24 protein-coding genes and 1 pseudogene are annotated in these 23,034 nt (G+C 70.7%); 13 read left to right on the top strand and 12 right to left on the bottom strand.

Going from position 1 to position 23,034, the window contains the following annotated elements; genetic code table 11:
• Window positions 1-69: 69 nt before the first annotated feature.
• Both DEJ43_RS23610 and DEJ43_RS23615 read left to right on the top strand, forming a co-directional pair.
• The gene (locus tag DEJ43_RS23610; protein ID WP_015035901.1) at window positions 70-789 is read left to right on the top strand and encodes a DUF1707 SHOCT-like domain-containing protein; all 720 of its coding nucleotides are present in this window, start codon (window positions 70-72) and stop codon (window positions 787-789) included.
• A gap of 195 nt (window positions 790-984) precedes the next feature.
• A complete protein-coding gene (locus DEJ43_RS23615; RefSeq protein ID WP_015035902.1) occupies window positions 985-1,356 on the top strand; it encodes a WhiB family transcriptional regulator in 372 nt (123 codons plus the stop codon).
• Window positions 1,357-1,520: 164 nt separating this feature from the next.
• Here DEJ43_RS23615 and glpX read toward each other — a convergent pair whose 3' ends face one another.
• A complete protein-coding gene (gene glpX, locus DEJ43_RS23620; RefSeq protein WP_015035903.1) occupies window positions 1,521-2,555 on the bottom strand; it encodes a class II fructose-bisphosphatase in 1,035 nt (344 codons plus the stop codon).
• Between the two features lie 117 nt (window positions 2,556-2,672).
• On the opposite strand from glpX, the gene DEJ43_RS23625 reads away from it, so the two are divergent.
• Window positions 2,673-3,206, top strand: a complete 534-nt coding sequence (locus DEJ43_RS23625) for a DUF4245 domain-containing protein (protein WP_181399436.1) — start codon at window positions 2,673-2,675, stop codon at window positions 3,204-3,206.
• 128 nt (window positions 3,207-3,334) lie between these two features.
• On the opposite strand, the gene DEJ43_RS23630 is transcribed toward DEJ43_RS23625, so the two are convergent.
• The 4 genes from DEJ43_RS23630 to DEJ43_RS23645 all read right to left on the bottom strand — a co-directional run bounded on the left by DEJ43_RS23630 (window position 3,335) and on the right by DEJ43_RS23645 (window position 7,121).
• Window positions 3,335-3,925 carry a malonic semialdehyde reductase gene (locus tag DEJ43_RS23630; RefSeq protein WP_015035905.1) on the bottom strand — a complete coding sequence of 197 codons (591 nt, stop codon included), beginning with the start codon at window positions 3,923-3,925 and terminating at the stop codon, window positions 3,335-3,337.
• Window positions 3,926-4,070: 145 nt separating this feature from the next.
• Entirely contained in the window at window positions 4,071-4,361 is a 291-nt protein-coding gene (locus tag DEJ43_RS23635) for an exodeoxyribonuclease VII small subunit (RefSeq protein ID WP_015035906.1), read from the bottom strand.
• A 53-nt stretch (window positions 4,362-4,414) separates the two neighbouring features.
• Window positions 4,415-5,632 carry an exodeoxyribonuclease VII large subunit gene (xseA, locus tag DEJ43_RS23640; protein ID WP_015035907.1) on the bottom strand — a complete coding sequence of 406 codons (1,218 nt, stop codon included), beginning with the start codon at window positions 5,630-5,632 and terminating at the stop codon, window positions 4,415-4,417.
• A 118-nt stretch (window positions 5,633-5,750) separates the two neighbouring features.
• Window positions 5,751-7,121, bottom strand: a complete 1,371-nt coding sequence (locus DEJ43_RS23645) for an APC family permease (protein ID WP_041662833.1) — start codon at window positions 7,119-7,121, stop codon at window positions 5,751-5,753.
• A 54-nt stretch (window positions 7,122-7,175) separates the two neighbouring features.
• On the opposite strand from DEJ43_RS23645, the gene DEJ43_RS23650 reads away from it, so the two are divergent.
• Window positions 7,176-8,240 (top strand): 4-hydroxy-3-methylbut-2-enyl diphosphate reductase, encoded by a 1,065-nt coding sequence (locus tag DEJ43_RS23650; RefSeq protein WP_071891471.1) that lies wholly within the window; start codon window positions 7,176-7,178, stop codon window positions 8,238-8,240.
• A gap of 30 nt (window positions 8,241-8,270) precedes the next feature.
• A complete protein-coding gene (ppgK, locus tag DEJ43_RS23655; RefSeq protein ID WP_041662834.1) occupies window positions 8,271-9,014 on the top strand; it encodes a polyphosphate--glucose phosphotransferase in 744 nt (247 codons plus the stop codon).
• A gap of 100 nt (window positions 9,015-9,114) precedes the next feature.
• On the opposite strand, the gene DEJ43_RS38245 is transcribed toward ppgK, so the two are convergent.
• The gene (locus tag DEJ43_RS38245) at window positions 9,115-9,774 is read right to left on the bottom strand and encodes a DUF6542 domain-containing protein (protein WP_015035911.1); all 660 of its coding nucleotides are present in this window, start codon (window positions 9,772-9,774) and stop codon (window positions 9,115-9,117) included.
• Window positions 9,775-10,037: 263 nt separating this feature from the next.
• On the opposite strand from DEJ43_RS38245, the gene ychF reads away from it, so the two are divergent.
• Window positions 10,038-11,126: a redox-regulated ATPase YchF gene (gene ychF / locus DEJ43_RS23665; protein WP_015035912.1), complete on the top strand. Its 1,089-nt coding sequence runs from the start codon at window positions 10,038-10,040 to the stop codon at window positions 11,124-11,126.
• A gap of 390 nt (window positions 11,127-11,516) precedes the next feature.
• Here ychF and DEJ43_RS38250 read toward each other — a convergent pair whose 3' ends face one another.
• Window positions 11,517-11,804: a site-specific integrase gene (locus DEJ43_RS38250; protein ID WP_233447981.1), complete on the bottom strand. Its 288-nt coding sequence runs from the start codon at window positions 11,802-11,804 to the stop codon at window positions 11,517-11,519.
• 152 nt (window positions 11,805-11,956) lie between these two features.
• Between DEJ43_RS38250 and DEJ43_RS23675 the strand changes: the two genes are divergently transcribed.
• The 3 genes and pseudogenes from DEJ43_RS23675 to DEJ43_RS23685 all read left to right on the top strand — a co-directional run bounded on the left by DEJ43_RS23675 (window position 11,957) and on the right by DEJ43_RS23685 (window position 14,138).
• Window positions 11,957-12,496 carry a hypothetical protein gene (locus DEJ43_RS23675; protein ID WP_015035914.1) on the top strand — a complete coding sequence of 180 codons (540 nt, stop codon included), beginning with the start codon at window positions 11,957-11,959 and terminating at the stop codon, window positions 12,494-12,496.
• A 619-nt stretch (window positions 12,497-13,115) separates the two neighbouring features.
• Window positions 13,116-13,658, top strand: a pseudogene (locus tag DEJ43_RS23680) (NsdA family TPR-like regulatory protein); the annotation flags it as partial.
• A 162-nt stretch (window positions 13,659-13,820) separates the two neighbouring features.
• Window positions 13,821-14,138, top strand: coding sequence for an NUDIX domain-containing protein (locus DEJ43_RS23685; protein WP_411572327.1), 318 nt, complete (start codon window positions 13,821-13,823; stop codon window positions 14,136-14,138).
• Between the two features lie 55 nt (window positions 14,139-14,193).
• Here DEJ43_RS23685 and DEJ43_RS23690 read toward each other — a convergent pair whose 3' ends face one another.
• From DEJ43_RS23690 to DEJ43_RS23710, 5 genes are all read right to left on the bottom strand, one after another.
• A complete protein-coding gene (locus DEJ43_RS23690; protein ID WP_015035917.1) occupies window positions 14,194-15,132 on the bottom strand; it encodes a restriction endonuclease in 939 nt (312 codons plus the stop codon).
• A gap of 225 nt (window positions 15,133-15,357) precedes the next feature.
• Entirely contained in the window at window positions 15,358-15,987 is a 630-nt protein-coding gene (locus DEJ43_RS23695; RefSeq protein ID WP_015035918.1) for a DUF6000 family protein, read from the bottom strand.
• A 3-nt stretch (window positions 15,988-15,990) separates the two neighbouring features.
• The gene (locus tag DEJ43_RS23700; protein WP_015035919.1) at window positions 15,991-16,722 is read right to left on the bottom strand and encodes a HEAT repeat domain-containing protein; all 732 of its coding nucleotides are present in this window, start codon (window positions 16,720-16,722) and stop codon (window positions 15,991-15,993) included.
• Window positions 16,719-17,099 (bottom strand): CPCC family cysteine-rich protein, encoded by a 381-nt coding sequence (locus DEJ43_RS23705; RefSeq protein ID WP_015035920.1) that lies wholly within the window; start codon window positions 17,097-17,099, stop codon window positions 16,719-16,721. The genes DEJ43_RS23700 and DEJ43_RS23705 overlap by 4 nt, the downstream gene beginning before the upstream one ends.
• Before the next feature lie 155 nt (window positions 17,100-17,254).
• Window positions 17,255-17,914, bottom strand: coding sequence for a hypothetical protein (locus DEJ43_RS23710; RefSeq protein WP_015035921.1), 660 nt, complete (start codon window positions 17,912-17,914; stop codon window positions 17,255-17,257).
• Window positions 17,915-18,023: 109 nt separating this feature from the next.
• On the opposite strand from DEJ43_RS23710, the gene DEJ43_RS23715 reads away from it, so the two are divergent.
• From DEJ43_RS23715 to DEJ43_RS23730, 4 genes are all read left to right on the top strand, one after another.
• Window positions 18,024-18,515, top strand: coding sequence for a cupin domain-containing protein (locus tag DEJ43_RS23715; protein WP_041662835.1), 492 nt, complete (start codon window positions 18,024-18,026; stop codon window positions 18,513-18,515).
• A 99-nt stretch (window positions 18,516-18,614) separates the two neighbouring features.
• Complete coding sequence (locus tag DEJ43_RS23720) at window positions 18,615-19,085, top strand: DIP1984 family protein (RefSeq protein WP_051025927.1); 471 nt, start codon at window positions 18,615-18,617, stop codon at window positions 19,083-19,085.
• Between the two features lie 292 nt (window positions 19,086-19,377).
• The gene (locus tag DEJ43_RS23725) at window positions 19,378-22,047 is read left to right on the top strand and encodes an AfsR/SARP family transcriptional regulator (RefSeq protein WP_041662837.1); all 2,670 of its coding nucleotides are present in this window, start codon (window positions 19,378-19,380) and stop codon (window positions 22,045-22,047) included.
• Between the two features lie 105 nt (window positions 22,048-22,152).
• On the top strand, window positions 22,153-22,938 hold the full coding sequence (locus DEJ43_RS23730; protein WP_015035925.1) for a DUF4232 domain-containing protein: 786 nt from the start codon (window positions 22,153-22,155) through the stop codon (window positions 22,936-22,938).
• Window positions 22,939-23,034 lie beyond the last annotated feature (96 nt).

Here is a 23,034-nt window from a genome sequence, read left to right on the forward strand (position 1 = left end):
CGCGACTTCGTCCACAGGGCACGGCCTGCCCCCTGGTCGCGATCTATCGCGTTTCGCTAGGCTGGCTCCGTGGACCTCGAAAAGAAGCCCGAACCCGAAAAGCAGCCGCAGCCGCAGCGGCAGGCCGCGCCCGCCGAGACGGCTCCCGCGCAGCCCGTCTTCGCCGACCCGCAGGGCGCGTTGCGCGCTTCGGACGCGGACCGGGACCGGATCGCGGACATCCTCAGGGACGCCCTGGCCGAGGGCCGGCTCGACGCGGAGGAGCACTCGGACCGCATCGACGCGGTGTACCGGGCGAAGACCGTCGGGGAACTGGAGCCGATCGTCCGCGACCTGCCGGGGGCCCGCCCCCGCCAGGAGCCCGCCCCGGACTACGCGTACGGCCCGGAGGGCGTCGACGGTCCGCCGGACAACCTCGTCGCGATCTTCTCCAGCACCACCCGTAAGGGACGCTGGCGGGTGAGCCGCCGGACGAACGCGTTCGCTCTTTTCGGGAACATCGAGATCGACCTGACCGAGGCGATCTTCGCCCAGCGGCTGACCACGATCAACGCCACGTCGATCTTCGGGAACGTGGAGGTGCGCGTCCCCGAGAACATCAGCCTGCGCGGCAGCGGCAGCGGGGTCTTCGGCAACTTCGAGGTCGTGACCCTGGAGGGCGTCGACCCGCAGGCCCCGGTCGTCGTCATCAACGGCTACTCGGTCTTCGGGAACGTCGAGGCCCGGCCCAAGCGCGGCAAGTGGATCACCGACCTCCAGGACAAGCTGCGCAAGCACCTCGGTCACTGACGCGACGGCCCGGGCGGCGGGGGCGCCGGGGGCGGCGAGGGGCGCCCGGGGCGGTGACGGTGTCGCCGGTGACCGGAATTCGTCCTCGGGTATCCGCAGAGCGGAACGGCGCCGTACGCAGTGCATAGGCGCGCGCACAGCGGGTAGGGCTGCTGCATCGCCGCTCGCTCGCGAAGCCGTCGTCAGGAGTAGACCGTGCTGCAACCGCCGCATCAGCCCCTCCAGGTCGCCGCCGTCCCCCCTCAGCGCGCCCCTGCCCGGGAGGACGAGGCCGGTCCTTGGCACGCGGAGGCGGTGTGCCGCCGGGACGAGGCCGGACTCTTCTTCGCCCCCTCGAAGGAGCCGACCGCCGCGCGGCTCGCACGTGAGGCGGCCGCCAAGCGGGTCTGCGCGGGGTGTCCCGTGATGGTCGAGTGCCGGGAGCACGCGCTGCTCCAGCCCGAGCCGTACGGGGTGTGGGGCGGTCTCACGGCGGCCGAGCGCCGGGTCGCGCTCGCCCGGCGCCGCCGGCGCGAGGTGGAGATGAGGAAGGCGGCCGCGACCGACCGGATCGCCCAGGCGGGCTGACGGGAGCAGCCGGCGGGCCCGAGTGCAGACGGGCCGGCCGGGGACGGCCGTACGTCCCTGGTGACGTACGGGAGGCGCCGTCGTCCCGTACGGGAAGGGGCGCCCCCACCGCACATGGGGGCGCCCCTCTTCGTGCCGTCCGGCGGACGGCCCCTCGCTGTGGACTACTTCGCGCGATCGAAGTCGATCTTGCTGTACGCGCGCAGCTTCGAGAGCCGGTGCGTGGAGTCGATCTGGCGGATCGTGCCGGACTTCGAGCGCATGACCAGCGACTGCGTGGTCGCCGTCTCGGCGCGGTAGCGCACTCCGCGCAGGATCTCGCCGTCGGTGATGCCGGTGGCGACGAAGAAGACGTTGTCGCCGGAGACCAGGTCGTTCGTGGAGAGCACCCGGTCCAGGTCGTGGCCCGCGTCGATGGCCTTCTGGCGCTCGGCGTCGTCCTTCGGCCACAGCTTGCCCTGGATCACGCCGCCGAGGCACTTGATGGCGCAGGCGGAGATGATGCCCTCGGGGGTGCCGCCGATGCCCATGAGCATGTCGACGCCGGTGCCCTCGCGGACGGCCATGATCGAACCGGCGACGTCGCCGTCCGAGATGAACTTGATCCGGGCGCCGGTCTCGCGGATCTCCTTGACGATGCCCTCGTGGCGGGGGCGGTCCAGGATGACGACCGTGATGTCCTCGGGAGAGGAGTTCTTCGCCTTGGCGACGCGGCGGATGTTGACCGAGACGGGGGCGTTGATGTCGACGAAGTCGGCGGCCTCGGGTCCGGTGACCAGCTTGTCCATGTAGAAGACCGCGGAGGGGTCGAACATGGTGCCGCGGTCGGCGGCGGCGAGGACGGCGATCGCGTTGGGCATGCCCTTGGCGTTGAGCGTGGTGCCGTCGATCGGGTCGACGGCGATGTCGACCTCGGCGCCGGTGCCGTCGCCGACCCGCTCGCCGTTGAAGAGCATGGGGGCTTCGTCCTTCTCGCCCTCGCCGATGACGACGACGCCGTTCATCGAGACGGTGGAGATCAGGGTCCGCATGGCGTTGACCGCCGCCCCGTCCGCGCCGATCTTGTCGCCGCGGCCGACCCAGCGGCCGGCTGCCATGGCGGCGGCCTCGGTGACGCGGACCAGCTCAAGGGCGAGGTTGCGGTCGGGGGCCTCGGGAGAAACGACAAGCTCGGGCGGAAGATGGTGGTGCTCGGTCATCGGAACGCACCTTTCTGTACGGCGACGGCCGGATAAAAGAGGGTGCTGTGACTCTATCGGTACGTCGACAAAATGAGCAGAGGGGCCCACGTATGAGCACGAGACCGTGATGCGACCATGGGGGGCGTGGCAGGTATGCGAGGCAGGCAGACGGTACGCGGGATGATCCAGTCCCTCGGGGTGATCTTGGTCGCCGCGGGAGTGATGTATCTCTTCATCCCCCACGACGAGAGCGCCGACCCGGTCAAGGCGAAGGACTACCGGGTCGAGCTCCTGACGGCCCAGCGGGCGGCGCCGTATCCGGTGCTGGCCCCCGAGGGCCTCGGCGAGGGATGGAAGGCGACGGTGGTTTCGTACAAGCGCGAGAACGCCAACGCCTGGCAGCTCGGCTTCCTCTCCCCGGACACCCAGTACGTGGCGATCCACCAGTCGACGGCGGTGCCGGGCACCTTCGTGCCGGACGTCACCCAGCGGGCCAAGAACACCGGGAAGACCCAGACGGTGGCCGGTCAGGTCTGGCAGCGCTGGGAGGGGCCGAAGTACGACGCGCTCGTCCGGGTCGACGGCGGCGCCACGACGGTCGTGACCGGCACGGCCTCGTTCGAGCGGCTCGCCGAGATGGCGGCCTCGCTCCAGTCGAAGAAGGTCTGAGGCGCGGGAAAACCGAGCCGTAGGAAATCTGAGCCGTAGGACTGGCCGTAGGAAATCCGGCCGTAGGGATACGTGAGAAGGCCCCGCACTCGTGGAGTGCGGGGCCTTCCTCGTGCTCGCCGTCAGGCTCAGACGGTGGTGACGACCTCGTCGTAGGCCAGGCGCGGGGAGCGCGGGAACCAGGCGTCCTCGCCCGGCTTGCCGATGTTGACGACCATCAGCGGGGTGTGGTCGGCGTCCAGGAACTCCTTCTGGACACCGGCGAAGTCCAGGCCGGTCATCGGGCCGGCGGCCAGGCCGGCGGCGCGGACGCCCACGATGAAGTACGCGGCCTGGAGGGCGGCGTTCAGGACGGCGGACTGCTCACGGACCGGGCGCTCGGCGAAGAACATGTCCTTGGCCTGCGGGAAGTGCGGGAGCAGGGCCGGGAGCTCCTCGTGGAACTCGTTGTCGGCGGAGAGGATCGCCACGAGCGGGGCGGTGGCGGTCTTGGCCTGGTTGCCCTCGGCCATGTGCTTGACCAGGCGCTCGCGGGCCTCGGGGGAGCGGACCAGGGTGATGCGCAGCGGGGTCTGGTTGAAGGCGGTCGGGCCGTACTTCACCAGGTCGTAGATCGCCTGGACCTGCTCGTCGGTCACCGGCTCGTCGGTGAACGTGTTGGCGGTGCGGGCCTCGCGGAAAAGGAGATCCTGAGCGGCGGCGTCAAGGGCGAGAGACATGCTGCGTACCTTCCGGACTGCAAAGGGGGTTCGCTCGTACGAAGTTCAAGCGATGTCTCGACAGTACGCCGATGATTGGTGAAAGTTCAACTAATCCATCCGGATAGTGATCCGCTTCACTCCGGAGTCTACGCCCCGGCGCGGCCTACTGGTCCCCGCCCTCCTCCCGCGCCTCCGCCGCGCGCTCCGCCGCCAGCGAGGCGTCGAGCCGGGCGCGGGCCCCCTCAAGCCGGCGCCGGCACACCTTCGCCAGCTCCTCGCCACGCTCCCAGAGCGCGAGGGACTCCTCCAGGGACGTCCCGCCCGCCTCCAGCCGCCGGACGACCTCGATCAGCTCGTCCCGCGCCTGCTCGTACCCCAGCGCCAGCTCCTCCGAGCTCGATCCCGAGCCCGATACCGCCGCCGCCGTTCCCGCCGTGTCCGATCCCGCTGCCATGTGCCGCTCCACCCTCCGTGTCCGGTTCTCTCTCGCGTCTTCCGTCGTCGTGATCAGGCCTGGTCGGGCACCCGCCGCACCGCGAACTCGCCCTCCGCGACCCTGGCCCGCAGATCCTCGCCCTCCGCGACCTCCCCGGGGGAGCGGACCACCGAGCCGTCCGCCCGCTGGAGCACCGCGTACCCCCGCTCCATCGTCGCCGCGGGCGACAGCGCCCGGACCCGCGCCCGGGTGTGCGACAGCTCGGAGTCCGCCCGGTCGAGCAGATGGCCGAGGACCCGCCGGCTCCGGGCCAGCAGCGCGACGAGCTCGTCCTCACGGACCTCGACCATGCGCTGCGGGTGCTCCATGACGGGCCGCGCGAGCGCGTGCGCGAGACCGCGCTCCTCCCGGTCGAGCAGCCCCCGCACGGTCCGCAGGGCACGGTCCCGCAGCCCGCGCACCCGGTCCAGCTCCTCCCCGACGTCCGGCACCACCTTCTTGGCCGCGTCCGTCGGCGTCGAGGCGCGCAGATCGGCCACCAGGTCGAGCAGCGGAGAGTCGGGTTCGTGCCCGATGGCCGAGACCACCGGCGTACGGCAGTCGGCGACCGCCCGGACGAGCTGCTCGTCCGAGAACGGCAGCAGGTCCTCGACGCTGCCGCCGCCCCGGGCGACGATGATCACGTCGACCTCCTCGTGCGCGTCGAGCTCCTTGACCGCCTGGACGACCTGGGGCACCGCCTTCACACCCTGCACCGCCACGTTCCGCACCTCGAAGGCGACGGCGGGCCAGCGCCGGCGAGCGTTCTCCAGGACGTCCCGCTCCGCCGCCGAGGCACGGCCGCAGACGAGCCCGATCCGGTGCGGCAGGAACGGCAACGGCTTCTTCCGGTCGAGCGCGAACAGCCCCTCCGACGCCAGGCTCCGCTTCAGCTGCTCGAGGCGGGCGAGCAGCTCGCCGATCCCGACGGGCTTGATCTCGACCGCCCGCAGCGACAGCTGCCCCCGCGGCGCGTACCACTCGGGCTTCGCGCGCACGACGACCCGGGCGCCCTCGGACACCACGTCGGCGACGGCGTCGAAGACCTGGCGGTAACAGGTGACGCCGATGGAGATGTCGTACGAGGGATCGCGCAAGGTCAGGAACACGACCCCGGCGCCCGGCCGCCGGGACAGCTGCGTGATCTGCCCCTCGACCCAGATCGCCCCGAGCCGGTCGATCCACCCCCCGATCAACCGGGAGACCTCACCGACGGGAAGCGGCGCTTCGGCGGACGTAGTCAGAGCCATGGACCGAGCGTAACGGCGCGGTACGACAACGTCAGGGGCACGCGCGCGATGCGCGGGGCGCGGGGTGGAGGCGGGGGGCGCGGGGTGGAGGCGGTGGGCCGCCGACAGACGACGGGGGTCAGGGCCGGGACGGTGTCCGGGAGGCTCCCTGGACCGCCAGGACGACCAGGCCCACCCCCAGCCACACCACGCCCACCACCTGCGCCGACACCGAGGCCTCCACGATCACCGCGATCAGGATCGCCGCGCCGATCACGGGCAGGACGACGTGCTTCAGCCAGTGCGGCGGGCCCTCGGCACGCCGGACGGCGAACCAGCCGACCACGCTCGCGTGCAGCAGGACGAAGGCCGTCAGCGCACCGACGTCGACCACCGACACCAGGTGGTCGAGGCCGTCGTCCCGCCGCGCCGCCCACACCGCCGCGATCATCGTCACCGCCGCCGACACCAGCAGCGCCACCCGGGGCACGCCCCCGTCCGTCCGGGCCAGCACGTGCGGCAGACGCCGGTCGCGCCCCATGGCGAACAGCAGCCTGCTGCCGGCCGCCTGCCCGGCCAGCGCCGCGAAGGCCGCGCCGATCGCCTTGGAGACGGCCACCAGGTCGTGCAGCCAGCCGCCCACGGCGCTCTCCACGGCGTCGTAGAAGGCAGAGCCCTGCTTGCCCGGGTTCGCGGCGAGGTCGGCGGAGGAGACCGGTTCGAGGAGGGCCACCAGCCAGGTCTGCGCGATGAACAGGGCACCGGCGAGGGCCAGGCAGAACAGCAGGGCCCGCGCCACTTTCGCCGACCCGCCCGTGACCTCCTCCGCGAAGGAGGCGATCGCGTCGAAGCCCAGGTAGGACAGGACGGCCACGGACACCGCGCCCACGACGGCGGCAAGCGAGAAGGTCCCGTCACCGGTGAGCGGCGACCACCAGTCGCGCCGGGCCCCGTCCTGCGCGAGCGCCACGATCGCGGAGACGACGAACACCAGCAGGACGACGATCTCCATCGCGAGGACCGCGAAACCGACCCGCGCCGCCGCCCGTACCCCCCAGAGGTTGAGCAGCGTCGTCACGACGACGGCGATCCCGGTCCACACCCACCGGTCCACCTCCGGGACCAGCGCCTCCATCGCGATGCCCGCGAAGAGATAGGCGACGGCCGGGATGAGCAGATAGTCGAGCATGGCCATCCAGCCGGCGACGAACCCCGGCCCTTCGCCGAGGCCCTTGCGCGCGTACGTGAAGACGGAGCCGGCCTGCGGGGCGACCCGTACCATCTGCGCGTAGCTGAACGCGGTGAACGCCATGGCGACCGTGGCCACGACGTACACGAGTGCGACCGCGCCGCCCGACTTCGCGTCGAGCGTGCCGAAGACGCCCACGGGTGCCATGGGGGCGATGAAGAGCAGCCCGTAGACCACCAGGTCGCGGAACCCCAGGCTCCGTCGAAGCCCCGTGTGTTCCGCGCCGTCCCCGCGCGCCGCCACCTGCGATTCCTCGGCCATGGCCACAGTTTCGGCCAAGGCACCGATCAAACCGCTCACCGACGCGGCCTTACGATGGGACGCATGACTGCAACGCCCGCGTCGACGCCCGATCCCGCCTCCGCGACGAACCGCCCGAAGCGTGTCCTGCTCGCCGCCCCCCGCGGCTACTGCGCGGGCGTGGACCGTGCCGTGATCGCGGTGGAGAAGGCCCTGGAGCAGTACGGTGCGCCGATCTACGTCCGGCACGAGATCGTCCACAACAAGTACGTCGTCCAGACCCTGGAGCGGAAGGGCGCCATCTTCGTCGACCAGGCGACCGAGGTGCCGCCGGGCAACATCGTGATGTTCTCCGCGCACGGCGTCGCCCCGACCGTCCACGAGGAGGCCCGCCAGGGCCGGCTCAAGACCATCGACGCCACCTGCCCGCTGGTCACCAAGGTCCACAAGGAAGCCGTCCGCTTCGCCAACGAAGACTTCGACATCCTCCTCATCGGCCACGAGGGCCACGAGGAGGTCATCGGCACCTCCGGCGAGGCCCCCGACCACATCCAGCTGGTCGACGGCCCCGAGGACGTCGCCAAGGTCGAGGTCCGCGACCCGTCCCGGGTCGTCTGGCTCTCCCAGACCACGCTCTCGGTCGACGAGACGATGGAGACGGTCGACGCGCTGAAGGAGAAGTTCCCGCAGCTGATCTCCCCGCCGTCCGACGACATCTGCTACGCCACGCAGAACCGCCAGACCGCGATCAAGGAGCTGGCCGGCCAGGCCGAGCTGGTCATCGTCGTCGGCTCGAAGAACTCCTCGAACTCGATCCGCATGGTCGAGGTCGCCAAGCAGGCCGGCGTCCCCGCCGCGTACCTGGTCGACTTCGCGAGCGAGATCGACGAGGCCTGGCTGGAGGGCGTCACCAGCGTCGGCCTCTCCTCCGGCGCGTCCGTCCCGGACGTCCTCGTCCAGGAGGTCCTGGAGTGGCTCGCCGAGCGCGGCTACGCGGACGTGGAGATCGTCAAGACCGCCGACGAGTCCCTCACCTTCTCGCTGCCCAAGGAGCTCCGCAACAAGGACCTGCGGGCGGAGGCGGCGAAGCTGCTGGAGAACGCGGCGGCGGCGGCGCCCGGAAGTCCCGTCAAGGAGTAACTCCGCGCCCCAGCCCGTACCGTGGGTTCCATGAACGTCTTCGGAGTGGACATCGGCGGCTCGGGCATCAAGGGCGCCCCCGTGGACCTGGAGCGCGGAGCGCTCGCCGAGGAGCGCCACAAGGTACTGACCCCGCAGCCCGCCACACCCGACGGTGTGGCGGGCTGCGTCGCGGAGGTCGTGGAGCACTTCGGCTGGACCGGACCGGTGGGGGTGACGTTCCCCGGCGTGGTCACGGGCTCGACCATCCGCACGGCGGCGAACGTCGACAAGTCCTGGATCGGCGTGGACGCCGGCACGCTGCTGAGCGAGCGCCTGGGCGGCCTCCCGGTCACCGTCCTGAACGACGCCGACGCGGCCGGCCTCGCGGAGATGACGTACGGCGCGGGCCGGGGCCGCAAGGGCACCGTGATCATGCTGACCCTCGGCACGGGCATCGGCTCGGCCCTCTTCGTCGACGGCCGCCTGGTCCCGAACACGGAGCTCGGCCACCTGGAACTCAAGGGCCACGACGCGGAGACCCGGGCGTCGACGAAGGCCAAGGAGGACGAGGACCTCAGCTGGGAACACTGGGCGACCCGCCGCCTGCGGAAGTACCTGGCCCACGTGGAGATGCTGTTCTCGCCGGAGCTGTTCATCATCGGCGGCGGGGTGAGCCGCAAGGCGGACAAGTTCCTGCCCCTGATCGAGGGCATCAGGGCGGAGATCGTCCCGGCGGAACTCCAGAACAACGCGGGGATCGTGGGAGCGGGGATGGCGGCGGGGGCGGCGTAAGGGGGCCGGGGCCCGGGCTTGGCGTACGTACGGGGAGGGTCCGGGCCGACGCGCGTACGGGTACGGGTACGGGCGGGGGCGTACGCGTACGTACCGGTCTCTAGGCGATCGGGCGACGGCGAGGAGCCGTCCGCCCGGCGGCGGGACCGCGGGCGCCGACGGCGGACGCGTCACCGACCACGGACGGGGCTCCAGGGCCTCCGGGGGTGCCGGAGGCTCCAGGGGCTCCCGGGCCGCCGGCCGAGGCACGGGCGGGGTGCTGGCGCCGCCCCATCTCCCGTACCTTCCGGACGCTCGCGATGAGGCCGGCGACGAGGGTGCCGCCGTACAGCCAGCCGGCGTGGACGGCGAGGGCGGTGACGACGGCCATGGCCTGGCCGCCGAAGCCGCCGGCGCCGCCGGCGATGGGGACGACGCCGACGGCGAAGGCGATGGGGACGCCGATGGGGGCGGTGACGAGGTCGGCGGTGCGGACCCAGAGCGCGGTCAGGGCGCTGACCGGCAGGAACAGCAGTCCGTAGACCACGGGGGAGCCGTCGAGGAGCAGCCGGTCGAGAAGGCCGAGCGTCAGCATGACGGCGGAGGCGAAGAGCCCGGCGCCGAGCCCGGTGAGCCGGGGCTGGGGGAGGCGGCGGAGAGCGAGGACGACGGGGGGCACGGGCCGCCGCGCGGACTGCCCCACCGCCACGCCGGGGGCTCCGGCGCGCTGGACGCGGGCGCCGCCGGGGCCCCGCCGGGTCCGGCCGGTCACGCGGTACACGGCCGCGCCCTCCACGAGCGCGGCGGGCGGGGTGACGGGCGGCGCGACGGGGGTTTGCGGCCGTCGGCGGCCTTGCGGCTGACTTGTCCTGTGCTGCTCCACTCCACCAACGTAGGTCGGGAAGGGGCGGGAACCGGGTCCGGGACACGCCCTTTGGGTGACCTTGCCCCCGAGAACGACCGAAGGTCGGCGTCGCTGGCCGGTTCGGCCCGCCCGTAAACTGGGGGATCGGCCCACCATCCACACTTCAGGAAGTCGCCACCGTGTCGCTCACGATCGGAATCGTCGGTCTGCCGAATGTCGGCAAGTCGACCCTGTTCAACGCCCTGACCAAGAACGACGTGCTGGCGGCCAACTACCCGTTCGCCACGATCGAGCCCAACGTCGGCGTCGTCGGTGTCCCCGACGCCCGCCTGACCAAGCTGGCGGAGATCTTCTCGTCGCAGCGCATCCTCCCGGCGACGGTCGACTTCGTCGACATCGCGGGCATCGTGCGCGGCGCGAGCGAGGGCGAGGGCCTCGGCAACAAGTTCCTCGCGAACATCCGCGAGTCGGACGCGATCTGCCAGGTCATCCGCGCCTTCAAGGACGAGAACGTCGTACACGTCGACGGCAAGGTCTCGCCGAAGGACGACATCGAGACGATCAACACGGAGCTGATCCTCGCGGACCTCCAGACGATCGAGAAGGTCCTCCCGCGCCTCCAGAAGGAGATGCGGATCAAGAAGGACACGGCGCCGAAGGTCGCGGCCGTCGAGGCCGCCCAGGCGATCCTGGAGAAGGGCGACACGCTCTTCTCGCAGGGCATCGTGCAGGGCTCGGAGAAGGCGGAGCTCCTCCACGACCTGCACCTGCTGACCACGAAGCCGTTCCTGTACGTCTTCAACGTGGACGAGGACGAGCTGACGGACGACGCGTTCAAGGCGGAGCAGAGCGCGCTGGTCGCCCCGGCGGAGGCGATCTTCCTCAACGCGAAGCTGGAGCAGGACCTGGCGGAGCTGGACGAGGAGGACGCCATGGAGCTCCTCCAGTCCGTCGGCGCCGAGGAGCCGGGCCTGGCGACCCTCGCCCGCGTCGGCTTCGCGACCCTGGGCCTCCAGACCTACCTGACGGCCGGCCCCAAGGAATCCCGCGCCTGGACGATCAAGCAGGGCGCGACGGCCCCCGAGGCGGCCGGTGTCATCCACACCGACTTCCAGAAGGGCTTCATCAAGGCCGAGGTCATCTCCTTCGCCGACCTGGTGGAAACCGGCTCGGTAGCCGAAGCCCGCGCCGCCGGCAAGGCCCGCATGGAGGGCAAGGAGTACGTCATGCAGGACGGCGACGTGGTGGAGTTCCGCTTCAACGTCTAATCCGTTCGGCGAAAGGCCGTCTGACCTGCGACGGAGCGGGTTGGGCGGCCTTTGCTGTCCGCGCAGAGTCCGCAGCGTCCTGACTTCGGTCAGCGCGCGGGGAGCGGCTACGCCGCTTCGTCGACTGGCGGCTGGACATCGGCGGACTGGTCCGCGTACGCCTGGCCGACCGCGGCCAGGGTCGCGAGTGTAGATGTTCAGCGTCATGGCCGCGTTGGTGAGGCCGAGGCGCTCGGAGACCGTCTGCACGGACTCGCCGTACGCCGGCCTTCGCGCAGGCGGGTCGCCAGGACCTGTCCATGAAGTGCGTGTAGACCACGGGTCCGCCTTGCGGCGCCGTGAAGATCCAGCCCTCGGGCCCATCAGCGGGGAAGCCCCGGAGGTGGGCCATCATCGCATCCACCGCCATGCGGGCAGCGGAACCATGTGGTGTGAGCGCGCGGTCTTGGGCGGTCGGACGTACACGCTGTGCTTGGCAGTCTGCTGGATCTGCTGCTCGACAAAGACGGTCGCGTGCAGCAGGTCCACGTGCCGGAGCTTGAGGCCGAACAACTCGCCGGGGCGGAGCCCGGTGGCCGCGCCGAGCAGCCCGAGGCCCTTGTACCGGGCGGGTATCTCCCACGGCCCTATGCGGCACGTCTGAACAATCCGAAGCGACCGATAGTCACCAGCGGACAAGTCCTGTTCTCCTCCGCTGTCGTCCGCCGCCACCTACCCGGCGGGGACTGACATCAGCCGATCTTCGACTATCCGCACGCACTGTGACATCGCAGTGCAATAGTTCTGCGACCTGATCAACACACCCAAGCCCGCCACACTTCGGAGCCATCATGCGCAAGCCCGCCCTGTCTGCTGCCGCCCTCGTCATCGCCTTCGCGACCATGACGGCATGCGGGTCGGGGAGCGATCAGAAGAACGATCAGCCGAAGAACACCCCCACTGCAACCGCTGACGTCCCAACCAAGCCGGCAGCGAAGGAGCTCACCGCCAGCGACGCCTTCAAGGTCCTCTCCGGCAAGGTCGCGTCCACCAAGCTCTCGGGCGTTGTCACCGAGGACAACGACCCGAACCATCTCCTCGGCCGCCCCCACCAGTACACCAGCAAGGTCACGTTCACGGACTCCCGCATCAAGGTCGACGACGTCGCCGGAGCGGAGCCCGGCAGCGTCGGGCTCGGCGGAGCGATCGAGGTCTTCACGACCGCGGCCGACTCCCAGGCCCGTGCCGATTACATCCAGAACGTCACCAAGGGCATCCCGATGCTTGCCGAGTACGACTTTGTCAGCGGCACCGTACTCATCCGCGTCAGCCACTACCTCACCCCGACCCAGGCCGCCGACTACAAGGCCGCTGCCGCCGCCCTTGGCTAGGCGCCACCACCCCGGCGTATCAGTCGCTCCCATCTGGGCGGACACGCAGGTAGCCCGAACGGCTCGTCGACACGATGAAGGCCGGACCTGCGAGGCAATGACCCACGAAGTTGCCGTCATCTTCGATAGCTGATCAGGCGCGGCGCTGGCCATCCACGTGCCGGGCGAGCGCGTGTATCGCGAGCTTCGCCTGGAAGAGCTCCCGGCGCTGTTCATACGTCAGGTGCGCAGGCAGAAGGTCAACCTGGTCCCAAGCTGCGCTTCTCAGTTGGCGAGCCAAGCCGAGCTGTCGGTGCCTCAGGGCAACCTTCAGGCCGAGGAGGCTCGCATCCAACTGCTTGAGGGCAGACCGCTGTTTCTTCGGCAACTTCTTCCGTGGCGTCGGCGGTGCCGCAGGTCGCCGCTCTTCCCAGGCCGGGCCCCCTGTGAGCAGATGAACTCGGGGTCGACCCCTGTGCGTCATGAACTCTCCTCGCGGGCCATGCGACATGTCCGAGGCCAGTGTCCCCCGTACCAGTCGTCAGGCGGCGCGGGCTGCGGGTAACTGCGAGACCACGTCGTGAGCTCTACGCAGTGGTGGGGCTGCTTGAGGTTCAGGGCCTGGTGGGCGAGGGCGCGCATGGACCTCGTCGAAGGTGCTCTGCGAAGCGGCCTCGGTCACGTCGACGGTCAGACGGAAGCACTCCTCCACATCACCCACGCCCGCGCCTACGCCGCCACCAACGAGAACCCGTCGGCCGCGCGCGCCCTGCTCGCCGCCGAGGACGCCCTCCTCCGCGACGACGGCCCCCAGCCCAGCTGCTCCCGCGTAAGCGGCCCGGCCGCCGGCACCGTAGCCAGCTACACCGCCCGCACCCTGACCGACCTCGCCGACCACATCGGCACCGAGCAGCAGCACCGCGACGCCCTCACCCGCTGGGACCTCGAGAAGTACAAGCGCGTCCACGCCCTCACCCACGCCGACCTCGGCGACAGGCTCGCCGCCTAGGCCCGCGGCGACGAGGCGGTCGCCGCCTGGACCCGGGCCCTGGTCCTCATGGAGGGCATAACCTCCGACCGGCCCGGAAAGAGATCACATCGATCCGCTCTCGCGGCCTACCAGCGCCGCCGCGTCCCCGGCGCCGCCAATCTTGCCCGCCGCGCACGCGAGACCCTCGCCTAACATGCCCAACAACCCGCCCGGCGAAGGGAACACCGTGGCCCAGCAGACCGACGACCAGCCGAAGGCCCTCAAGTCGCGTCCCCCTCCAGCGCAGCGAAAACGCCAAGTTCGCCCAGGACCTGTGGGGACCTCCGGGTCCGCAAGAGCGAGCCGGGCGAGCCGATCACCGAGACGGCTGTCCGCGAGCTCTATGAGGGGACCGGCCTCACGGTAAAGCCGGAGTCCCTCAAGGTCGCCCACATCATCCACGGCGCCGGGGGCGTTGAAGCTCCAAATGGCTTCCTCACGATCGTCTTCGCCGCCCACGAATGGACCGGCGAACCCCAAAACCGCGAACCCCGCAAGCACTCCCAGGTCCGCTGGGCCGACACCAACGCCATCCCCGAAGCCTTCGTCGACACAACTGCCAGTGCTCTACATCAGTACCTGCACGGCAGTTCCAGGTGCCCCTTAGCGGGTGGCGCTAGTTGCACACCCTGAGTTTGGGTGCAGGGGCTTCCGTCGACTCCGGCTTGACGGCGGCGGGCTGTTTCGACTATTCGCCCGGGAACATCGTGGCTGGAAAGTAGCAGCTTCCGGTCTCATTTGCGTGACGCTTCTTGCGCCGCAAAAGCTCGTCGAGCGTGAGGCGCCCGTCGAGAACGTAGAAGAAATCGAGTCCCTCCATCGTTAGGAACGGCGTGCTCTCCCTGTAGGCCTCTCGGGCGCCGCTAGTGAATCCATTAACGCTGATAAAGATTCCAAGCGAATTTTTCCCCTTTCGCCTCACCTTTTCATTGAAGCTGTAGAGGTGCTGGGGCTGGATCGCCTCCTGCCACCACTTGGCTTCAACGATGTAGTCATCCGTGTCGAAGGTGAGCGAACCGTCGATTTGCTCGTACTCCAGGCTGTATGACAGGCGCGGTTCCATGTCGAACAGCCTGAAGACGTCATTCAGGAATGACTCGAAGAGCCTGCCTGCCTTCTGGCGATTATCCATGCGCTCCAGTTCGAGGAAGTGTTCTTTAAGGGCGGCAAGCTTAGCTTCAAAGCCATGCTGGGCCTCCACTACAGCGCGGTACGTGAGAAGCTCATCATCGAACTGCGACTGTTGCTGGTGAGCAACGCGCTGGCGGTCCACCAGCCCCCTGAGATGGTCGACTGCTTCCCTTGCTTCGGCGATCAGCGATTCGGCGCTCTCGTGCCGTTTCAGTGCTGGGAAGCTCGTCAGTTGAGAAACCTCCGCCATCATCCGAAGTGAAAGGTCACGGTATTGGCGCTCATTTGCCATCAATCGGTCCACGAACTCATCTGCGGTGGCCCATTTGTAGCCGCTGAAGTCCATGTGGGCCAGCAGTGAAGGGTGGTCCGTGGCCCACAAGCGGATGAATCGTTCGAGGTCACGCTTGTACCAGAAGATCGACTTAAGCGCGCCGGCCAGGGCTCCGTAGGCGGCTGGGCTGATCGGCTGTGCTGGTTTCGGCGTGCTCGTCATCCCTCGTCCGACTCCCAGTCTCTGTGTGGGCTGCTAACACCTGGTCAGATGATGCTACAGAGGGGAGTCGGGTGCTCACCTGCCTTCACGTCGGATTGCTGCGTCCCTGCGGGGCAGTGAGTCGGATGTCGTACTGCAGCTCACCGGCTACTTCTTCATGTGCCGCACTTGCGGCCAGTGCATGGCGTGCGCGGACTTCAAGTGGCGGCAGTCAGGCAGCTGCGGCTACGTCCGGGTCCAGCCGTTGGCGAAGTCGCAGTGGAGATCCGTCCAGCGGCGAAGGTCGGCGGGGGTGTGGCTGGGGTAGCCGAGGCGGGCCGCGCCCTTGGTCCATTCGTCCCAGAGGCCGTTGGGTTCCGTGAAGCGGGTGGCGTGGTGGGTGCCGAGGTGTGCGTCGAGGCGGAGGAGGGCGCCCAGGGCGGCGGGCTGGTCGTAGTGGAGGTCGGTGCGGGGGAGGTAGTAGTCGAGGTAGGCGGTGAGGATCTCGGCGTCGGCCTGTGTGCCGAAGCGGGCCAGGGCGAAGCAGTAGGCGCCGCCGGAGTAGCAGACCTCGCTGGCCAGGAGCAGGTCGCCGATGCGTGCCCGGAACCGTTCGCGGCGGTCGACGCCGATCAGCCAGGCGGCGGTGAGGCGCGAGCGCCACTCGTACCCGAGGAGGGCTTCCAGTTCCTCGTCGTTGATCGCGGCGGCGTCAGCGATCAAGTGCCGGGTGAAGCGGGTGGTGTGCCACCACCGGGGGCCCAGGAACCGTCCGCCGTTCAGTACGAGGTAGCGCGGGAGGCCGCCGTACATCCTCGTCACGTAACTCTCGACCACATGGCCGTAGCCGACTTCCTCGGGGCGCTGGGATGGCATCGGTCACCTTTCCGGGTAGAGGTCGGTACGGTCGATCCAGGTGGGGGCGACGAAGATGTTGTCGCCGACGGGGGCTTCTGCGGCTTCCAGGAGGGACCAGGTGCGGGACTCATCGACCAGGTGCTCCCAGGGCGCCGTCCAGTCGAGTTCCCAGTCCAGGGCGGAGCCGGAGACGCCGTATGTGCGGTCAGCTTCCACTCGCCAGAACTGGGAGTAGAGGATCACCTGGGCGTGGTCGGCCAGGTCGTTGATGATGTCGGTGAGGTGGGTTGAGGGCCAGCCCGGGGCGTCGTCCGCAGCTGTGGGGCGTAGGCGTGCGGTGAGCGGTGGGACGACCTGGGTTCGTGCGCCGAGTTCGGTCAGCGCCCAGCGGATGCCTTCCGGCTCGCTCCAGTCCGGTGGTGTCGCCCGTTCCAGGCAGGCGCGGTAGGCGCGGCGTACGGGCTCGACCGCGCCGTCGATCTTCAGGCTCGCCAGGGCCATCGCCGCCCATTCCCGGACGGTGGGGTCGTCGCTGCCCAGAAGGGCGATCAGAGCGGGGCCGCAGCGTGGGTCCGCCACCTCTTCGAAGACCTCGATGGCGGTCAGCTGTCCGAAGCCGCCGAGGGTGGGCAGGCCGTCGATGATGGCGGGTATGGCATCGGAGCCGATGCCGATCAGTTCCGCGCGGGCGTCGTACGACGGGCCGGTCGAGTCGTCGAGCTGCTGGATGAGTCTCTCGATGTGGGCGCTCACGGGTGGTCCCGGCGCCAGAAAGTGGGGAGCCACCAGCAGAGCACCGAGTGGTCGTCGGGCCACGGGGCGCGGTCCTCGGCCGCCCAGTCCTCGAAGGAGTCGCGTGTCAGGTCGATGGGGCGCCAGGCGGGGTCGAGCGGCTCGTCCTCGGCCGGCGGGCGGACGTACCGCCTGCCGTGCTCGTCGCAGGCGCCGAAGTCCTGGTAATTGCGCTGGGCCTCGATCAGGGAGACCTTGTTCGCCCCGCCGCTCATGGTCGGCCAGCGGAACTGGGCCCCGTCGTCCTCCCAGAAGCAGACGGGGCAGATCTCGTACGAGCTGGGCATCGCGCTCAGCACGCGGTGTCCGCAGCACGGGCAGGGGTAGGAGTCGCTCACCTGCGCAGTTTCGTTGCGGGGTCGGCCGGTGCGCCATGGAATTCTCGGCCTCGGCGCCCCTGGGCAGTCCGCAGTCAGTCGTTGTCACCGTGCTGGACGGGTGCTGGATCAGCACTTCCGGAACCGTGTTCTCGCGAGTCCGCCCTGTGTCCTCGTCACGTCGCCGTAGTCGCCGGCGTCTCTTCGTCAGTCCACTCGGCGCAGTACTCGATGTGGATTTCGCGGGCTTTGCCCAGGATGCCGGCGTTTGCGTGGAGTTGGGTGCAGTAGTGGTGGGTGCCGGTGTGGGTGGGGCCCTGGTGGGCGATGGCTAGGAAGAGGTGGGCGGTTTCGTGGAAGACCTTCGCGCTGCCGGTCATGAAGAGTGTTCCTGCGCGTACGTGTTCGTGGAGCAGGTCGCGGTTCTCCCGGTGGTGGCGTGTCCCGGGGGCGGTCGCAGGGGGGTTCGCTTCGGGCAGGTTCGCCGTGTGGGGGCGGCCGGGGGCCAGCCGGGCTCGTACCTCCTTCCAGCGCGACGGGGCGAACTGGAGCGAGTGGTGCAGGAGTACGAGGTCGAGCCGGGCGCCCGCGGGGTCCGGTACGGCCCGGTCCGGCGAGCGGGGGGTGCGCAGGGGTATGTGGATCAGTGAGCGGGGCGAGCGGGCGGCGAGGGTCCACAGTGCGGCGATGCTCCGCGCGGCTTCCTGGTCGAGGTAGGCGCCGAGGTACCGGTCGTGGTCGACGAGCACGGCGCGGGGCAGCGGCCGGGCGGGCCGGACCACTCTGAACTCGTCCGCGCCCGTGCGGGCCCGGTGGATGACGACGGGAAGCTTCACGCCGCGACCTTCTCATCCCTTCCGCCGGTGGAATACGGCGGGCCCGGGCCGGTTGATCAAGGTGAGGCCCTGCGCTTCCGGCAGGGCCGTCGAACCAAGGGGGATCCCGATGTCGTACCCGGAGTATCCGGAGCAGGTCTACCACCGCGAGGAGGGCGAGGTCAGTGCGGTCTTCCGGACCGTCGACACGCCGCCCGAGTTCGGGGTCGCGGGCAAGGACGCGATCCACTACCTCGCCACCAAGGCGTCCACCCAGGGGGAGTTCGGGCTCTACCGGGTGGAGATGAGCGCCCGGGCCGGCGGGCCCAAGACGCACTTCCACAAGACGATCTCCGAGTCGTTCTTCGTGCTCGACGGTACGGTCCGGCTCTTCGACGGCGAGGGCTGGGTCGACGCGAAGAAGGGTGACTTCCTGTACGTGCCGCAGGGCGGGCTGCACGCCTTCCGCAACGACTCGGACGCGCCCGCCGAGATGCTGATGATCTTCGCGCCCGGTGCTCCCCGTGAGGAGTACTTCGAGGGGCTCGCCGCCATGGCGGACGCCACCGACGAGGAGCGCGCCGAGTTCTTCGTACGGCACGACTCCTATTTCGTGGAGTAGGGGTAGGGGTAGGGGTACCCGTCGACCCGCCCGCCGCCCCGCCCCGCCCCCGCTGCGGGCATACTTTCGGCCGGAATCGTCGTCAGGGAGGGGCGGGCCTTGAAGCTTGCCGAGGCGTTGGTGTTGCGGGCGGATGCCGCTCGGCGGGTCGAGCAGCTGCGGGCCCGGGTGGTCGGCAGTGCCCGGTACCAGGAGGGTGAGGAGCCCGCCGAGGACGCCGGCGCGCTGCTGGCCGAGGCCGGCGAGGTCCTCGGTGAGCTGGAGGACCTGATCCGGCGGATCAACCGGACGAACGCCCATGCCGTCGTCGAGGGCGGGGGCACGCTCACCGACGCGTTGGCGCGGCGCGATGTGCTGCGGCTGCGGCACTCCGTCGTCACGTCGGCGGCGGACGCCGCCGCGGGCCGCGACCAGCACGGGGCGGTGCGGCAGCTGCGGTCCGAGCTGAAGATGCTGTCGGCGCTTCCCGTGGCGCCCCTGCGGGCGCAGGCCGACGTCCTGGCGCGGGAGATCCGCGAGGTCGACGTGCTGATCCAGCGGTCGAACTGGGAGGTCGATCTGCTGGACTGAGCGAGTAGCCGGACGTGGAGCAGGTAGTCGTTCCGAAGGCGTGCACAAGCCGAGACCGGCGGTCGATCCGGTCACCGTGGTGCGTGGGGAGCAGCGCAGGGGTTCGATTCCCCGTCATACACAGCCGCTCAGCACAGCGCACGGGTGACGGTGCACAGCGCACAGTTCATCACCATGTGCAGATTCGGACGGCGAGGGCGGGATCGGGGATCTCCACGTCACGGGCGACCCCTCCACCCCACGTATCCTCGAGAGCTGGGGAAACGGGGTGAGGGATCGCGGAGGTGTACTGGTGGAGTTCCGGCTGCTCGGCTCCGTTGCGCTGGTGACGGAGGACGGGGACGTAGCCCTGGGGCCCGCCAAACGGTCCACCCTCCTGGCCATGCTCCTGCTCCGGCCCAACAGCGCCGTGAACGTCCAGCAGCTGATCGACGCGCTGTGGGAGGAGGAGCCGCCCACCCACGCCAAGACCGTGCTGCAGGGGCATGTGTCGCGGCTGCGGGCGCTGCTCGCCGAGCACGGCTCGGAGGCGTACGGGGTCGAGCTGGCCACGCAGGGTTCGGCGTACGTGCTGCGGATGCCGGAGTCCCTGGTGGACGCGCACCGCTTCGAGGAGCTCGTGTCGCTCGCCGGGGTCCAGCGGCAGCCCGCGGACGCGGTGCGGATGCTGCGGGAGGCCCTGTCGTACTGGCAGGGGCCCGCGCTCACCGGCACCGTCCACAGCAGGCCCCTGGAGGCGGCCGCCGGCGGTCTCGAAGAGCTGCGGCTCACCTCGGTGGAGGCGCTGGCGGAGGCGTACGGGGCGCTCGGCGAGCATGCGAGGGCCGCCGCCGTGCTCCGTACCGAGGCCGTCGCGCACCCCCTGCGGGAGTCCCTCGCGGCGGCGTTGATGCTGGCCCTGGGCCGTTCGGGCCGTCAGTCGGACGCGATCGACTGGTACCACCGCACCCGGCGGCTGCTCGCCGAGGAGCTGGGCGTCGACCCGGGGGAGACGCTCAGCGAGGCGTACGCGACGCTGCTCCGCTCCGCGGGGCCCGTGACCGTGCCCCGCTCCGCCGCCCCGGCCGCCGACCCCGCCGCCGCGCCCGCCGCCGTTCCGGTGCCGGAGGGGCTGCCGAGGGCGCCGCGCGGGTTCACCGGGCGCGGCGCCGAGATCGCCGCTCTGGACCGGGCCGCACGGGGCGGTGACGGGCCGGTCTGTCTCGTCACCGGGCCCGCCGGGGTGGGCAAGACGGCCTTCGCCGTGCACTGGGCGTACGAGCGCCGCGCCGACTTCCCCGACGGCCGGCTCTTCGCCGATCTGCGGGGCTTCAGCGACACCTCGCCGCCCGAGACCGCCGCCGTCCTGCGCGAGTTCCTCCTCGCGCTCGGCGTGCAGCCGCAGCGCGTTCCGGAGACCGTCGAGGCCAGGGGGGCGCTGTTCCGTTCCCTCACCGCCGGCCGCCGGCTGCTCGTCCTCCTCGACAACGCCCGCTCGTCCGAGCAGGTCAGGCCGCTGCTGCCCGGCGGCGACCACTGCGCGACCCTGGTCACCAGCCGGGACCGGCTCAGCGGCCTCATCGCCTCCGACGCGGCCCGGCCGGTGCCGCTCGGGCACCTTCCGCCGGCCGATTCGGCGGCCCTGCTCGCCACCGTCCTCGGCCGGACGCGGGTCGCCGCCGAACCCGCGGCCGCCGCCCGCATCGCCGGTCTCTGCGACGGTCTGCCGCTCGCGCTGCGGGTGACGGCGGCCCGCCTCGCGGAACGCCCGCAGTGGACGCTCGACGCGATGGTCGGCGAACTCGCCGACGAGCAGGGCAGGCTGACGCTGCTCGACGTCGAGGACCGTGGCGTGTCCGCCGCGCTGCACCTCACGGTGCAGCAGCTGCCCGAGTCCGCCGCCCGGCTGTTCCGCGCGATCGGCCTGCACACCGGCTCCGACCTGGACCGGTTCGCGGCGGGCGCGCTCGCCGGGACGTCCCCGACCCAGGCCTCCGTCGACCTTGACCGGCTCGCCGCCGCGCATCTGCTCACCGAGGCGGTGCCCGGCCGCTGGACGCCGCACGACCTGGTGCGCCTCTACGCCCGCCATCTCGCCGAGGGGGCCGACCCGGAGGGGCTGCGGCGGCTCGTCGACCACTACTTGTTCACGGGGCTCGCGGCCGACGCCGCCGCCGAACCGGGCTCCCAGCCCTGCTACTCGCTGCCCGCCGACGTCCGCCGCCCCGCCGCGACCCGCGAGTTCGAGGACCGTACGGCGGCCCTCGACTGGTACGTGGCCGAGCGCGCGGCCCTGGAGGGCGCGGTCACCGCCGCGGCCTCCCTCGGCCTGCACGACCGGGCCTGGCGGCTGTCGCTGGTGCAGTGGCCGCTGATGCTCATGCGGATCGGGGACGGCTGGACGCCGCTCCTGGAGGCCGGACTCGCCTCGGCGGAGCACGTCGGCGACCTCGACGCGCAGTCGCGGGTGCGGGCGCTGCTCGGCTGGATCCTGCACGAGGAGGGCCGGGACGCCGAGGCGCTCGTCCACCTGGAGAAGGCGCCCGGTCTCGCCGCGCGGGCGGGCGACACGATCAGCGAGGCCATCGCGTACGTCAACCACGCGGCCGTCCTGGACGCCGTCGGGGAGCACGAGCGGGCCGGGCTGCTCATGCTCCACGCGGTCTCGCTCGCCGACCGCACGGGCCATCCGTCCACCCAGGTGCTGACCCTCCAGCACCTCGCGGGGCACTGCATGGAGGCGGGGGACTACGAGGCCGCGCTCGCGCACACCCTTCGCGCCGGGGAACTCGTCGCACCCGACGCGGTCGTCGTCCAGGCCCAGCTGCAGATCGTGAAGGGCGAGGCGCTGGCCGGAATCGGCCGCCATGCGGAAGCCGCTGACCAGCTGGAACGCGCGATCGTGGCGTCGGAAGCGGCCGGTTTCGCCGAGGGTTCCGCGCGGGCGGCGGCCCGGCTCTCACGCCTGTCAGCGGATCGTTAGCGGTACGCAAGCGGGACGGCAGCGCGGCAGCGGAAGCTGGATACACAGCAGCACGGATCACCGGATCCGACCGCTCCGACCACCGCTCCACGGGGGAGAACCACCATGCGTACCCACAAGTCGACCGTCCTGGCCGCCGCCGCCCTCACCGTCCTCTCGCTCGGACTGACCGCCTGCGGCGGCGGTGACGACGCCTCCGGCGCCAAGGACGCGGGCAGCGCGAGCTCCTCGCAGCAGGCCGCGACGTCCGGCAACGGCGCCGCCGCCGGCGGCACCGCCGACCAGACCGCCACGCAGAACGGCTCGGGTTCCACCGGCGGCTCCACGAGCACCGGCGGCTCGACGACCACCGGCGGCAGCGGCACCAAGGCCTCCACGGCCGGCGCCACGTCCGGTTCCACCGGCGGCACCAAGGCCGGCTCCACCGGCTCCACCGGCGGCAGCGGTACGAAGGCCTCCGCGCCCGCCTGCGCCTACGGCGACATCAAGGTGACGGCGGCGAAGGCGGACGAGGTCCCGACCGAGCACATCGTCCTCACCGCCACCAACACCTCCGGCCGCGCCTGCACGCTGCTCAAGTACCCGCTGATCGCGTTCGGCGACATCCAGACCGCCAAGGACGTCCCGGCCGTCTCGAAGAGCAAGCCGGCCGCGCCGATCGTGGTGCAGCCCGGCGCGCCCGCGTACGCCAACGTGCGCATCTCGTCCGGTGGCGTCCACGAGGACAACAAGGTCGTGAACAGCTTCAACGTGAACCTCTTCGCCCCGCAGGGCCCGGCCGAGGGCAGCATCGTCGTCAAGGCCCCGGCGGGCGGCCTGGCCGTCGACGACGCCGTCGCGAAGACGGGTTACTGGACGTACGAGCTCCGCAACGGCGCCGACGAGTTCTGATCGGCACTGTCCGGCTCTGATCGGCAGCGCGCTGCTCCGAGCCTGCCCCTGGCCGCGGCCCCGGGCCCTGGCTCCGGCCCGGGTCCGCTTCGGCCG

The organism is Streptomyces venezuelae ATCC 10712, from assembly GCF_008639165.1.
Lineage (GTDB): Bacteria > Actinomycetota > Actinomycetes > Streptomycetales > Streptomycetaceae > Streptomyces > Streptomyces venezuelae.

What these genes read in the sequence shown, in the direction of transcription:
- xseA (WP_015035907.1), bottom strand. Translation starts at nt 5,632, where the DNA reads ATGGCTCTGACTACGTCCGCCGAAGCGCCGCTTCCCGTCGGTGAGGTC.
- DEJ43_RS23630 (WP_015035905.1), bottom strand. Translation starts at nt 3,925, where the DNA reads ATGTCTCTCGCCCTTGACGCCGCCGCTCAGGATCTCCTTTTCCGCGAG.
- DEJ43_RS23715 (WP_041662835.1), top strand. Translation starts at nt 18,024, where the DNA reads ATGTCGTACCCGGAGTATCCGGAGCAGGTCTACCACCGCGAGGAGGGC.
- DEJ43_RS23695 (WP_015035918.1), bottom strand. Translation starts at nt 15,987, where the DNA reads ATGCCATCCCAGCGCCCCGAGGAAGTCGGCTACGGCCATGTGGTCGAG.
- DEJ43_RS23635 (WP_015035906.1), bottom strand. Translation starts at nt 4,361, where the DNA reads ATGGCAGCGGGATCGGACACGGCGGGAACGGCGGCGGCGGTATCGGGC.
- DEJ43_RS23645 (WP_041662833.1), bottom strand. Translation starts at nt 7,121, where the DNA reads ATGGCCGAGGAATCGCAGGTGGCGGCGCGCGGGGACGGCGCGGAACAC.
- glpX (WP_015035903.1), bottom strand. Translation starts at nt 2,555, where the DNA reads ATGACCGAGCACCACCATCTTCCGCCCGAGCTTGTCGTTTCTCCCGAG.
- DEJ43_RS23730 (WP_015035925.1), top strand. Translation starts at nt 22,153, where the DNA reads ATGCGTACCCACAAGTCGACCGTCCTGGCCGCCGCCGCCCTCACCGTC.
- DEJ43_RS23675 (WP_015035914.1), top strand. Translation starts at nt 11,957, where the DNA reads ATGCGCAAGCCCGCCCTGTCTGCTGCCGCCCTCGTCATCGCCTTCGCG.
- DEJ43_RS23690 (WP_015035917.1), bottom strand. Translation starts at nt 15,132, where the DNA reads ATGACGAGCACGCCGAAACCAGCACAGCCGATCAGCCCAGCCGCCTAC.
- DEJ43_RS23625 (WP_181399436.1), top strand. Translation starts at nt 2,673, where the DNA reads ATGGGGGGCGTGGCAGGTATGCGAGGCAGGCAGACGGTACGCGGGATG.
- DEJ43_RS23650 (WP_071891471.1), top strand. Translation starts at nt 7,176, where the DNA reads ATGGGACGCATGACTGCAACGCCCGCGTCGACGCCCGATCCCGCCTCC.
- ppgK (WP_041662834.1), top strand. Translation starts at nt 8,271, where the DNA reads ATGAACGTCTTCGGAGTGGACATCGGCGGCTCGGGCATCAAGGGCGCC.